This is a genomic window from Pseudomonas sp. 14P5.3.2, assembly GCF_057799175.1.
Genome location: NZ_JBYOKU010000013.1, coordinates 149,934 through 162,368, shown reverse-complemented (window position 1 = coordinate 162,368; position 12,435 = coordinate 149,934). Strand labels below are relative to the sequence as shown.

10 protein-coding genes are annotated in these 12,435 nt (G+C 62.6%); 4 read left to right on the top strand and 6 right to left on the bottom strand.

The window, feature by feature from the left end; translation table 11 throughout:
• Positions 1-185: 185 nt before the first annotated feature.
• From AC27VU_RS13450 to AC27VU_RS13425, 6 genes are all read right to left on the bottom strand, one after another.
• The gene (locus AC27VU_RS13450; RefSeq protein ID WP_488724252.1) at positions 186-1,226 is read right to left on the bottom strand and encodes a CobW family GTP-binding protein; all 1,041 of its coding nucleotides are present in this window, start codon (positions 1,224-1,226) and stop codon (positions 186-188) included.
• A gap of 66 nt (positions 1,227-1,292) precedes the next feature.
• The gene (locus AC27VU_RS13445) at positions 1,293-1,922 is read right to left on the bottom strand and encodes a UbiX family flavin prenyltransferase (protein ID WP_400497598.1); all 630 of its coding nucleotides are present in this window, start codon (positions 1,920-1,922) and stop codon (positions 1,293-1,295) included.
• Positions 1,919-3,304 carry a UbiD family decarboxylase gene (locus AC27VU_RS13440; RefSeq protein WP_003224035.1) on the bottom strand — a complete coding sequence of 462 codons (1,386 nt, stop codon included), beginning with the start codon at positions 3,302-3,304 and terminating at the stop codon, positions 1,919-1,921. The genes AC27VU_RS13445 and AC27VU_RS13440 overlap by 4 nt, the downstream gene beginning before the upstream one ends.
• A 278-nt stretch (positions 3,305-3,582) precedes the next feature.
• Positions 3,583-4,488 carry an amidohydrolase family protein gene (locus tag AC27VU_RS13435; RefSeq protein ID WP_003224037.1) on the bottom strand — a complete coding sequence of 302 codons (906 nt, stop codon included), beginning with the start codon at positions 4,486-4,488 and terminating at the stop codon, positions 3,583-3,585.
• Between the two features lie 4 nt (positions 4,489-4,492).
• Positions 4,493-5,422 (bottom strand): amidohydrolase family protein, encoded by a 930-nt coding sequence (locus AC27VU_RS13430; protein WP_201137938.1) that lies wholly within the window; start codon positions 5,420-5,422, stop codon positions 4,493-4,495.
• A gap of 707 nt (positions 5,423-6,129) precedes the next feature.
• Positions 6,130-7,020: a LysR substrate-binding domain-containing protein gene (locus AC27VU_RS13425; protein ID WP_201137937.1), complete on the bottom strand. Its 891-nt coding sequence runs from the start codon at positions 7,018-7,020 to the stop codon at positions 6,130-6,132.
• Between the two features lie 118 nt (positions 7,021-7,138).
• Between AC27VU_RS13425 and AC27VU_RS13420 the strand changes: the two genes are divergently transcribed.
• The 4 genes from AC27VU_RS13420 (at position 7,139) to AC27VU_RS13405 (ending at position 12,400) form a co-directional block, all read left to right on the top strand.
• A complete protein-coding gene (locus AC27VU_RS13420; RefSeq protein ID WP_041073291.1) occupies positions 7,139-7,603 on the top strand; it encodes a (2Fe-2S)-binding protein in 465 nt (154 codons plus the stop codon).
• Positions 7,603-9,816 (top strand): xanthine dehydrogenase family protein molybdopterin-binding subunit, encoded by a 2,214-nt coding sequence (locus AC27VU_RS13415; protein ID WP_488724251.1) that lies wholly within the window; start codon positions 7,603-7,605, stop codon positions 9,814-9,816. Before AC27VU_RS13420 ends, AC27VU_RS13415 begins: the two co-directional genes overlap by 1 nt.
• Before the next feature lie 5 nt (positions 9,817-9,821).
• Positions 9,822-10,715 carry a LysR substrate-binding domain-containing protein gene (locus tag AC27VU_RS13410; protein WP_488724250.1) on the top strand — a complete coding sequence of 298 codons (894 nt, stop codon included), beginning with the start codon at positions 9,822-9,824 and terminating at the stop codon, positions 10,713-10,715.
• Positions 10,716-10,903: 188 nt separating this feature from the next.
• A complete protein-coding gene (locus AC27VU_RS13405; RefSeq protein WP_488724249.1) occupies positions 10,904-12,400 on the top strand; it encodes a helix-turn-helix transcriptional regulator in 1,497 nt (498 codons plus the stop codon).
• Positions 12,401-12,435 lie beyond the last annotated feature (35 nt).

The following is a 12,435-nucleotide window of genomic DNA, read 5'->3' as shown; positions in this document are numbered from 1 at the left end:
CGAGGACACGCCACAACAAACACCTCCTCCCCCCCCCCCCCCCCTCTCTCCCCCCCCCCCCCCCCCTTCCCCCCCCCCCCCCCCTCCCCCCCCACACCCCCGCTCCCACAGGTGTTGTGTTGTTCAAAAAACGGCATCAGTCATTCGTGCTGCGAAGCCGCCATCCACCGGCTCCGATGCCTTGTTCAGCCTGCCAGGCAGGCGGCAAAGCCCTGGTTCAGCGCCGCGCGATCCAGGTCGCGGCCGATGAACACGATCTTGCTCGAGCGAGGCTCCGTGCCCCACGCGGTCGAGGCGCGAAATTCCACCAGGCTGTGCACGCCTTGCAGCACGTAGCGTTGGTCTTCGTTGGCCACAGCGAGCACGCCTTTCATCCGATAGAGGTTGTCGGCCTGCGAGGAGCGCAGCTCGCTGATCCAGCGATGGAACGCCATCAGGTCGACCGCGCCGTCCACGGCGATGCCCACCGATGACACGCTGGGGTCGTGTTCATGGTCGGCTTGTTCATGGTGGTGTTCATGGTCGTGATGCTCAGGTTCAGCGCCGATTTCCATGAGCTTCTGCGTGCACTCGAACGCGCCGATGCCGAGGATTTTCGTCAGGTCGATCTGTGCATGAGTGGAGGTCACCAGATCCGCCGTGGCGTTCAAGCCACGGATCTTGCCGCGCAGGATTTCCACCTCGTCGCTGCTGACCAGATCGACCTTGTTAATGACGATGCGGTCGGCGCAGACGATCTGATCCACCGCCTGATTATCGGCGCCATCCAGTTGCAGATCTTCCAGGTGCTGGGCGATGTGCTTGGCGTCGACCATGGTCACGATCGCGTCGAGTTCGACTTCCTCGGCAATCGGGTCATTGATGAAAAAGCTCTGCGCCACCGGGTACGGATCGGCCAGACCGCTGGTCTCGATCAGGATGTGATCGAGACGCACCGGCCGCGCCACCAGCTCGCGGACGATGCGCACCAGATCCTCACGAACCTCGGCGGTACAGCACACGCAGCCGTTGACCATCTCGTAGATTTCTTCGGTCTCGGAGCTGAGCACCAGATCGCCATCGATGCCGACCTCGCCGAACTCGTTTTCGATCACGGCAATCTTGCGCCCGTGGTTTTCCTTGAGGATGTAGTTGAGCAGGGTGGTTTTACCGGCACCGAGGAAGCCGGTGAGGATGGTCACGGGGATTTTGGTGTTGGGGGTTGGGGCGTTGAAGGGGGTGTTCATGTGAAGCTCCTTGATGGACGCGGATTTGCTCTGGGTGGGAGCGGGCTTGCTCGCGAATGCGGTGGGTCAGCCACCATCATTGTTGAATGACCCACCGCATTCGCGAGCAAGCCCGCTCCCACAGGGTTCTCGGTGTTCTTTCCAGCGGGTGGCAACGCCGGCATCGAGGCCGAACAGGTCGAGCACTCTGCCGAGGCTGTGATCGACCATCTGCGCAAGGTTCTCGGGCCGGGCATAAAACGCCGGCACTGGCGGCGCGATGATCCCGCCCATCTCGGTGACGGCGGTCATGTTGCGCAGGTGGGCGAGGGTCAGCGGCGTTTCGCGGGCCATCAGCACCAGCGTGCGGCGCTCCTTGAGGGTGACGTCGGCGGCGCGGCCGATCAGCCCGGACGAAGTGCCGGTGGCGATCTCCGCCAGCGTGCGCATCGAACACGGCGCGACCACCATGCCCAGGCAGCGAAACGAGCCACTGGCGATCCCGGCGGCGACGTCATCGGCGCGGTGGTACTGGCTGGCGAGCGCGGTGACCTCGGCCAGTTTGTAGTCGGTTTCATGGGCCATGGTCAGCAGCGCGGCACGGCTGATGATCAGGTGGCTTTCGATGTCCAGTTCGGCGAGCAATTGCAGCAGGCGCACGCCGTAGATGAAGCCGGACGCGCCGCTGATGCCAACCACCAGCCGCTGGCGGTTCACGATGCCAGCCCTTTGAGCAGTTGCCGGGCACGTTCGAGCACGTCCTGATCGAGCTGCGCCTTGATCCCGTCGAAGCCCGAGCCACGGGTGGCGTCCAGGCCCATGCGCGAGGTGGTGCCGTTGACCGAGGACGACGGATCCAGTGGGCTGCCGGGCAAACCGTCGATCACGAAAATATCCAGATGCGGCTGGAAATGCGTGGCCAGCGCCCACAACACCTGGCTGTCGTCGGTGATGTCGATATCGCTGTCCACCGCGATCACGCTTTTCAGGTACGGGTCCCAGCCGAGCAGGGCGAGCATGATCTGCCGCGCTTCGCCGTCGCGGCTCTGATCCAGCGCCACATAGCAATGAAAGTGCGTGCCGGAATTCGGGTAATGCACGGCGGTGACGGCAGGGAAGCGCGCCTTGAGTTTTTCGCTCATTTCCGCTTCGCGCGGTAGCCGCGCAAGGGTCAGGTGTTCGGCGTAACGGCCGCCCATCACGTCCACCAGCCAGGCGTCCTTGCGCCGTAGCAGGGTGTCGACGCGCAGCACGTTGTTGGTCGAGCGATCCGAGGAATAACCGCTGAACTCGCCGAACGGGCCTTCTTCGGCGTAGGCCGTCGGATCGATGGCACCTTCGAGGACGAACTCCGCGTATGCCGGTACGCCAATGCCGTAGCGCGGGGTCTTGACCAGTTCCAGCGGCGCGCCGAATAAGCCGCCGGCGACGGCGCGTTCATCGCTGCCGTAGGGCAAACGCGCCGCCGCCGCGAGCATGAACAGCGGATGTGCGCCGACCACCATCGCCACGCGCAGTTCTTCACCGCGTTCACGGGCGGTCTGCAGCATCCGCCACAGGTGTCCGCGCGAGTGCAGGCTGGTCGCCAGGGACTGGCGGGCGTGGCGCATCGAGCGGTGGTAACTCATGTTCGCGATGCCGGTCAGCGGGTCCTCGGCGATGATGATCGCGTTGGTGATGTACGGGCCGCGGTCGCTGTCGAAGTGCTTGAGCATCGGCAGCAGCGCCAGATCCACGGCTTCGCCTTCGAACACTTCATCAAGCACCGGGCCGGTTGCCACGTAGCGCGGGGCGATGGGCTGGTTGGCGCGGCTCTGGAAGGTTTCGTGCAATTGCGCCGGGGTGACACCGAACAACCGGGCAATACGGGTGCGGGAGGCGAACAGATTGGTCGCTACCGGCACCTTGAGGCCGCCGACGTTTTCGCAGATCAGCAACGGATCACGGCCCTGTGCGGCCAGGGCATCGACCAGGGCAGTGACGTCCTGATCGGCAGAAAGCGCTTGGGTGATGGTCAGCACATCGTCCGGGTACTCACGGCGATAGGCGTCGATGAAAACGTGAAAATCCTGCGTGTCGCCGAGCGTCGAACGGGTCATGGTTTCACCTCGTAAAAAGCAGGCACGCAGGGGTGAGAGGGCGTTCGATCGAGCAGCCGTTGGCCTGCCGGTCGAGGGAACGACGGGTCATCTTCGTGCCTGTAAAGTCGCTGTGTTGCCTCTACTGTTCACTTAGGTGCTGAGGAGATCCCTGTGGCGAGGGAGCTTGCTCCCGCTGGACTGCGCAGCAGGCCTTCGTCTTTGGGGCGGCTTCGCCACCCAGCGGGAGCAAGCTCCCTCGCCACAAGGGGTCAGCATGGCTTCAGCGAACAGCGGTATCAGAGGTACGTGGTGGTCAGGCGTATGTCGGCCTCAACTAGGTCTTTGGGCGGTGGCGTCGGCTCGATCCCGCACAACCGGGCGATGTTGTTGCCCAGGTAGTCCTCCAGATGATCCTCATCGATGCCCAGCCCTTGCGGTGCCGGTGAGCACAGCACCTCAAGCTCCCTTAGCCACATGCCCGGTTCGTTCGGCGGCGAATCGGTGCCGAACACGATCTTGTTGCGCGGCAGTTCCTTGGCGAATTCGACGATCCGCGACTGGAAGCACCAGCCGGATTCGCAGTACACGTTCGGCGTGTCCATCGCCATCCAGAACGCCTCGAACGAGTAGTTGCCGCCGGTCTGGATGCCGAAGTGGCCGATGATGAAATTGACCATCGGGAACTCGCGGATGATTGGGTAGAACATCGTCGGAATGGTGTACGGGCCATCGCCCGTATGGATCAGCACCACGATGTTGTACTTGGCGCAGACTTTCATCGCCGGACGCAACCAGTCCAGCGCCCGGTCCGGGCGATAGCCGTGCATGTTGGCGTGCAGCTTGAGCATCTTGAAGCCGTATTCCTTGATGTGGAATTCCAGCTCCGCCGCACCGTTTTCCGGTCCCCAGCGCGGGTTGAAGTTGAAGTTGCCGATGAAGCGATCCGGGTACTTCACACAGAGTTCGGCGACGTACGACATGTAGTCACGCACGCCCTCGCGGCCCCGGCGGTTGCCGTCGCGATAGCCGGTGTTGCCCGGTGGCGGCTGGATGAAGCCCATGTCGATGCGGCGCGGTTTGCCGTTGATCATGTACGGGCCGTCCATCAGCTTGAGCATGCGCTCGCCGGTGAACGGTTCGCCGGTGTGGCGCCAGGCCTCGTCGACCAGGTTGGTGGGGTGCAGATGGGTGTCGATGATCATCGGTTCAGCTCCTGGCCAGTTGCGTGGTGACGGGGCGCTTGAGTTGCGCCTCTGCTTCGGAAACGGAACGCGGCGGTGCGGTTGGCTCGAGGCCGATCATCCGCGCGGTGTTGTTGCCCAGGTATTCCTCGAGGGTGTCTTCGTCGAGGTTCAGGCCCTGCGGCGGCTCGTGGCACAACACTTCGAGCAGGCGCAGCCACATGCCCGGTTCGTTCGGCGGGGTGTCGGTGCCGAAGAGGATCTTGTGCGTCGGCAGGACCTTGGCGAACTCGACGATCCGCGATTGCAGGCACCAGCCCGATTCGCAATAGACGTTGGGCAGTTCCATCGCCCATTGCATCGGTTCGAATACGTAGACCCCACCGGTCTGCACGCCGAAGTGGGCCATGATGAAATTCACGTTGGGGAATTCCTTGATCATCGGCACCCATTCCGACGGGATGCTGTACGGCCCGTCACCGGTGTGCAGCTTGACCGGGATGCCCAGTTCGGCGCATTTCTCGAAGCACGGGCGCACCCAGTCCAGTGCACGATCAGGCCGGTAGGCGTGCATATTGGCCTGCATCTGCACCATCTTGAAACCGTGCTCCTTGACGTAGCGCTCGATCGCCTCGACGCCGTTTTCCACACCGCAGCGCGGGTTGTAGACGAAGCAGCCGATGAAACGATCCGGGTAGGTCTGCACCATTTTCAGGGTGTAGGCCATGTAGGCGTCGATGGATTCACGGCCCGAGAGTTCGCCGTCGGTCCAGGTGTAAATGGTGTTGCCCTGCGGCGGCTGGATGAAGGCTTTGTCGATACGGCGAGGTTTGCCGTTGACCATGTACGGGCCATCCATCATCTCCAGCAGACGCTCGCCGGTGAACGGGTCACCGTCATGCCTCCAGGCGAGGTCCACGAGATCCGTGGGATAGCAGCTGATATCGATGATCATTGAAGTCGATCTCCTGATAGCGGGGAAGGGAGCCTTGCGGCTCTCGGCATCCACGCCCCGGGCTATCGGCCATTTCTATGCGCAGCACTCGCGCATTCCCTCGCCTGTTCGCATCCGGCCCGGGTGGGTGGGTGCTGAGGGCGAGTATTGGAAAGGGGGGAGGGGTTCGTACAATATTAATTGGGCGCGGTGGTGATACTTGGGCGATATGGTTTTGGTTTTTGTGGTGAATGTGCCGCCCCCTTCGCGAGCAGGCTCGCTCCCACAGGGGGAATGCATTTCAGCGGAGGAATGCGCTCGAAATGTGGGAGTGAGCCTGCTCGCGATGGCGGAGTGTTATTCAGCAGTGATGTGACTGATGGGGCCTCTTCGCGAGCAAGCCCGCTCCCACAGGGGGAATGCATTTCAGCGGAGGAATGCGCTCAAAATGTGGGAGTGAGCCTGCTCGCGATGGCGGAGTGTCATTTAACAGTGATGTGACCCATGGAGCCTCTTCGCGAGCAAGCCCGCTCCCACAGGGGGAATGCATTTCAGCGGGAGGAATGCGCTCGAAATGTGGGAATGAGCCTGCTCGCGATGGCGGAGTGTCATTCAACAGTGATGTGACTGATGGGGCCTCTTCGCGAGCAAGCCCGCTCCCACAGGGGGAATGCATTTCAGCGGAGGAATGCGCTCGAAATGTGGGAGCGGGCTTGCTCGCGAAGGCGTCAGGACTGTGTACGCGCAGCCAACTGCCTGATCACCTCAACCACCGGCGCCACGCGCTCGGCCTGCCCATGCGGCCACACCGCGTAGAGGTTGTAATGCGCAGCAATCTGCGCCTCGTTCAACGCCACCAGCCGTCCACCACGCAACGCATCGGCGGCGAGTAATCCGCGTACCAGTCCGGCGCCCACCCCGGCTTCGGCAGCCGCAATCAGGTTCGCCGCATTATCGAAAATCACCCGCGCCGCTGGCTCTACCGGCGGCATCCCGGCCGCATCCAGCCACGGAATCCACGACCTTCGCGTATACCCCAACAGCGGCAACTGCAGAATCTGCTCCGGGCTCAGCGGTAACTGCAGACCATAGCGCTCAAGCAGCGCCGGCGAAGCCACGGCCAACACCCGATCGCCGCAGATCTGCGTCATCTCGCAGTCATCCCAATCGCCATAGCCGTAACGCAACGCCAGATCGACCCGCTCGAAGCTGCCGCGATCACTGCGCGGCATCGACAGCAGCGTCACCTCGTAATCCGGCAGTCCGTCGAGCAGTTCCGGCAGGCGCGGATTGAGCCAGCTCTGTGCCAGTTCGCTGTCGACGTCCAATGTCAGGCGCTGCGCCACGCTGCGGTTTTTCACCGAGGACAGCGCTCGATCGATTTGCGCCAGACCGTCCGCCAGCACGCTGGCAAACAACTGCCCGGCATCGGTCAGGTTGCTGCCGCCGCCTTCACGCACGAACAGCGGCTGGCCGATGAATTCTTCGAGCGCGCGGATTTGCTGGCTGATCGCGCTGTGCGTCAAGTCGAGCTTGCGCGCCGCGCTGGAGAAACTGCCACTGCGCGCTGCGTGGATAAATGCACTCATGGACTGCACCGACGGGTATCGCTTGTACATGTTGTTAGTCCTGCTTACACCGGTTGGCAGAAATCGTCGCTGGCCGCGTGTTGCGTGGGCTTCCAATAATCGGTCACCAGGCCCGCACAAAGACGGGCCGCTCTTTTGGAGCCTGACAATGATCGCATTCACGGTAAACGGCGAACGACGCGAGCTGGATGAAGCGTCCCCCTCCATGCCCTTGTTATGGGTACTGCGTGATCAACTGAAACTCACCGGCACCAAATTCGGCTGCGGCATGGGCCTGTGCGGTGCCTGCACCGTGCACCTGGACGGCGTCGCGGTGCGTTCCTGCCAGTTGCCGCTGGCCGCCGTTGCGGGCCACAGCATCACCACCATCGAAGGTCTGTCACCGAGCGAAAGTCATCCGCTGCAACTGGCCTGGGTCGCCGAAGATGTGCCGCAATGCGGCTACTGTCAATCCGGGCAGATCATGTCGGCGGCAGCCTTGCTCAACACGGGAGCGGCGGTGACCGACGATTCGATCCGCAATGCGATGTCGGGGAATATCTGCCGTTGCGGCACTTACGGGCGGATCAACAAAGCGATCAAACGTGCGGCGAATGCGCCGAAGGAGGCGTGATGAGCCTGCGCGACGAGACCTTGATCGAACCGTCACGCCGGGTGTTTCTCAAGCAGGCAGCGACGGTCGCTTCGGGCCTGGCGATTGCCTTGTACCTGCCATCCGGCAGCGCCGCCAGCGACCCGAAAAACCCGGCGCCGGCCACCGAATTCGAGCCCAACGCCTGGGTGCGGATCTTCCCCGACGGCACGGTAAAACTGGTGGTGCACAAGCACGATTCCGGCACCGGCACGCAAACCGCACTGGCTGCGTGTGTGGCCGAGGAGCTGGATGTGAACCCGATGACCGTGCAGGTGATCACCCCGGAAGATCCGTTCTTCGAGACCTACATTCACCCGATCTGGAAAGTCTTCTCCACCGGCGGCAGCACCAGTGTTTCGCTGGAATACGAGCGCTTGCGCATGGCCGGGGCCACAGCGCGGGCGTTGTTGATCGCCGCTGCGGCGAAGCACTGGACAGTCAGCCCCGACAGCTGCAGCACCGAGGACGGCCGGGTGGTTCATCTGTCCAGCAAACGCAGCCTCGGCTACGGCGACCTGGTCGGGGTGGCAGCGCGTCTGCCGGCACCGGCCCACGTCACGCTGAAAGATCCGGCGCACTTCAAATACATCGGCAAACTGCGCCACAAGCGTGATGCGGCAGCCAAGGTCTGCGGGCGCTTCAAGTACAGCATCGACGTGCAGTTGCCGGGGATGCTGGTGGCGGTGATTCAGCGGGCGCCGGTGGTCGGGGCGAAAGTCGTCAGCGTGGAATCGGCGGCGGCATTGCAGGTGCCGGGCGTGCGCAAGGTGATTGCAGTCCCCGGGCGCCCGGACGTGCTCGGCGGCAATCTGGAAGGCGTTGCGGTGCTGGCCGACACGTTCTGGGCGGCGCAGCAGGGCCGTAAAGTGTTGGAGATCAAGTGGAGTGATTCGCCACTGGCCGGGTTCGACAGCGCGGAACTGGCCAAGGCTCAAGCGGCTGCTATTACCGATCCGAAAAGCCAGACCATCAAGGCCATGACGCATGGCGATATCGGCGCGCAATGGCCGCACGCGGCGAAGCTGATCGAAGCCGATTACCGCATGCCGTACAAGGTGCAGAACCCGCTGGAGCCGATCTGCATCACCGCGCAAGTGCAGGGCAACGCAATCACCTATTGGGGCGGCGTGCAGGTGCCGTCGTCAGCGCTGGAAGCCGCGCAAACCGTGTGTGGCATCGCCAAGGACAAAGTCACCATCAACGAACTGGTATCCGGCGGCAGTTTCGGTGCGCGGGAAGCCAAATACTGGTTGTTCGAGGTGGCGTATCTGGCGCAGCAAACCGGGGCACCGGTGAAGTTGCTCAACAGTCGTGAAGACGAGATGAACGCACTGTTCAATCACCCGGCCACACTGCACCGGGTCAAAGGCGCGTTGGATGCCCAGGGCAACCTCGCTGCGCTGCAACTGCACGCGGTATCACCCGCCTCGCCGGAGCAGTGGGAGCCGGGCTATTTCGAACGCCCGGATCACATGGATTACAGCACCACCGAAGCGATCACCGCGTGGGACTTCGCCTACCGTCCGCCGCATCTGGAGCTGAACTGGGTCAAGCACGAAAGCCATGTGCCCAGCGGCTGGTATCGCTCGGTGAGCTTCATCCCCAACGTATTCGCCGTCGAGAGCTTCATGGACGAGTTGGCGCATGCGGCAGTCGCGGATCCGCTGGCGTTCCGTCTGGCCAACATGCAAGAGCGGCCACGGCATGTGGCGGTGCTGAAACAGGCTGCCGAACGCGCCGGATGGGGCCAGCCGTTACCGCCCGGCACTGCCTTAGGCATTGCGACCAATCAGGGTTACACCAGTTTTATCGCGGTGGTGGCGCGTGTCGCGACGGTCGATGGCAAGTCGAAAGTCGAGAAGCTGACCTGTGTGGTCGATTGCGGTCTGGCGGTGTCGCCGGGCGGGGTCGAAGAGCAAATCTACGGCGGACTGATGTGGGGCCTGGGCCATGCACTGTTTGACCGGCTCGATATTCAACAGGGCAGGGTGGTGCAGAGCAATTTCCACGACTACCGCGTGACCCGGATGTCGGACATGCCGGCCACCGATATCGTGGTGCTCGATGGCGAGCCAGGCAAACCCGGTGGCGTTGGCGAGCTGGGCAGTCCGTCGGTGGCGCCAGCGATTGCCAACGCCTTGTTTGCGCTGACCGGCGTGCGCCAGCGTTCGACACCGCTGAGTCTGGGGTAGGCGCCATGGACCTGCGCCTGCTGCGGTATTTCATGGCCCTGGCCGATGAGCTGCATTTCGGTCGGGCGGCGGAGCGTTTGCACATCTGCCAGCCGCCGCTGAGCCAGCAGATTCGCCTGCTGGAGGAGGAGCTGGGCACGCCGTTGTTCGAGCGCAGCCATCACCGAGTCGAGCTGACAGCGGCGGGGCAGATGCTCAAGGAGCAGGCGCCGCTGGTGTTCGAACAGCTGGAACGGGCGTTGGACCTGACCCGCCAGACCGGGCGCGGGCAGCTCGGTGAGCTGGAGATCGGCATGATCAGTTCGGTGATGGTCGGCGTGCTGCCCAAGGCCTTGCACCTGTTTCGTGAGCGCTATCCGCAGGTGAACTGGCGGCTGCATGAAATGACTCCGGCGGCGCAGGTCAAGGCGTTGAAGGAAAAGCGTATCGACGCCTGCGTGTTTCGCGTCGGTTATGACGATCCGCTGTTGCGCAATGAACTGCTGATCTACGAGCCGATTAATGTGGTGATGCCGGCCGATCATCCACTGGCCGGTCGCGAGGTGCTGGCCCCGGCGGATCTGGCGCAGGAACCGTTTGTCGCGCTGGAACTGAAGCAGTCGCGGTTTGCCAATTTCCTTTATCAGTGCTGCATTCAGGCCGGGTTCACCCCGCAGATCCGCCAGCAGGTGATCGAGGTGCAGACGCTGCTCAGCCTGGTGCGCGCGGGTTTCGGGGTGGCGCTGCTGCCGGCCTCGATCGAGCAGTTGGCCCCGGCGGGGCTGGTGTTTCGCAAGCTGACGCCGGCGCTGCCGGAGGTGCCTTTGTATGCGACTTACCGTGCGGATGATGCTTCGCCGGTGCTCCGGCTGTTTCTCGATACGTTGCGCGAGTTGGTGGAAACCTCCGGCCAACGCTAATCCCCCCTGTGGGAGCGGGCTTGCTCGCGAAGGCGGAGTGTCAGTTAAAAATCAGTTGAATGACACACCGCCTTCGCGAGCAAGCCCGCTCCCACAGGGGGATTGTGGTGGTGCGGGAATTTATGTTCGGCACGATCACGAACGCCTGCGGTCGTAATCTTCACACGCGCATTCCCTGTGGAGATCCAATGAGCCAGGAAGTCCTGACCCGCGAAACCAATCGTCGCCAGTTGCAGCAGATCATTGCCGGGCTGTCCGACGGGGTGATTCTGTTGGAGCTCGATCAGAGCATCCTCTGGGCCAACGAGGCGGCGCTGGCCATGCACGGTGTCAGCCGGATCGGTGAGCTGGGCACTAATGCCGATGAATATGCCAAGCGTTTCACTCTGCGTTATCGCAACAATCACGTGATCCCCCCGGAAAACTATCCGATCAGCCGCGTCGCCCGTTGCGAGGTTTTCAGTGATCTGTTGATCGAGCTGAGTGCCGTGGATGACCCCGAGCATGTCTGGGTGCACAGCGTGCGCAGCATGGTGCTCACCGACCGTGAGGGTCAGCCGGAGTCGCTGGTGCTGATCATGAGCGACGTCACCGATTGGGCCAACGCCGAGCAGCGCTTCGAAAAGACCTTCAATGCCAACCCGGCGCCGGCGGTGATCTGCCGCCTCAGCGATTTGCGCTACATCAAGGTCAATCCGGGGTTTTTGGAGATGACCGGTTATACCCGTGAGCAGGTGATCGGCACCTCGGCCTATGAGATCGATATTTTCGAGCAGGCCGAGCAAAGAGATCTGGCGATCCAGCGTCTGCGCGATGTGGCGACCATTCCGCAGATGCAGGCTGAACTGCGCCTGCCCGATGGCGGCAGCAAGCAAGTGATCGTCGCCGGGCAGCCGTTGGTGCTCAATGATGAGGATTGCATGCTGTTTTCCTTTGTCGATATGGAGCTGCGCCACAAGGCGGAAGTCGCGCTGCGTCAGAGTGAGGAACGCTTCGCCAAGGCGTTCCGCCTGACCCCGGTGCCGATTCTGATCTGCAGCGCTGACGAGCAGCAGGTGATCGATGTCAATCAGGCGTTCCTCGACACCCTCGCCTATGACAGCGATGAGGTGGTGGGCAAAACCGTGACGCAGCTGCATTTCATCGACGACGATGGTGCGCGGGCCCGGCTGCTGACTGCCTTGGCGAAAAGCGGTCGGATCGATCGGGTCGACGTCCGGGTGCGCAAGAAGGATGCAGAGCTGCTGGAGTGCGCGGTGTCCGCCGACACCGTGAATATTCAGGACACGCCGTGCTATCTGCTGGTGCTGATGGACATCACCGAGCGCAAGCGCACTGAGTTGGAGTTGGTGGCGGCGATTGAAGAGGTGATGAAAGATGCTTCGTGGTTCAGCCGGACGCTGATCGAAAAACTGGCCAATGTGAAGAAGGTCAACTCGCCGCAACTGCCGAGCGTGTCGTTCACTGACCTGACGGCGCGCGAGCGTGACGTGCTGGGGCTGATCTGCGAAGGGTTGGCCGACAAGGAGATTGCCGCACGCCTGAAACTGGCGCCGAATACCGTGCGCAATCATGTGGCGACCGTGTATTCCAAGCTTGATGTTCACAGTCGCAGCGAGGCGATTGTCTGGGCGCGGGAGCGTGGTCTGTTTTCTGGCGAGCGTGGCACGAAGGGCCAGCGGTAGGTGCAAATGCACTAGCCGATGCGGTGCAAATGCAG

Bases quoted from the DNA above. Each gene is read 5' to 3' on its own strand.
- AC27VU_RS13450 (WP_488724252.1), bottom strand. From the start codon at position 1,226: ATGAACACCCCCTTCAACGCCCCAACCCCCAACACCAAAATCCCCGTG.
- AC27VU_RS13440 (WP_003224035.1), bottom strand. From the start codon at position 3,304: ATGACCCGTTCGACGCTCGGCGACACGCAGGATTTTCACGTTTTCATC.
- AC27VU_RS13435 (WP_003224037.1), bottom strand. From the start codon at position 4,488: ATGATCATCGACACCCATCTGCACCCCACCAACCTGGTCGACGAGGCC.
- AC27VU_RS13430 (WP_201137938.1), bottom strand. From the start codon at position 5,422: ATGATCATCGATATCAGCTGCTATCCCACGGATCTCGTGGACCTCGCC.
- AC27VU_RS13425 (WP_201137937.1), bottom strand. From the start codon at position 7,020: ATGTACAAGCGATACCCGTCGGTGCAGTCCATGAGTGCATTTATCCAC.
- AC27VU_RS13420 (WP_041073291.1), top strand. From the start codon at position 7,139: ATGATCGCATTCACGGTAAACGGCGAACGACGCGAGCTGGATGAAGCG.
- AC27VU_RS13415 (WP_488724251.1), top strand. From the start codon at position 7,603: ATGAGCCTGCGCGACGAGACCTTGATCGAACCGTCACGCCGGGTGTTT.
- AC27VU_RS13410 (WP_488724250.1), top strand. From the start codon at position 9,822: ATGGACCTGCGCCTGCTGCGGTATTTCATGGCCCTGGCCGATGAGCTG.
- AC27VU_RS13405 (WP_488724249.1), top strand. From the start codon at position 10,904: ATGAGCCAGGAAGTCCTGACCCGCGAAACCAATCGTCGCCAGTTGCAG.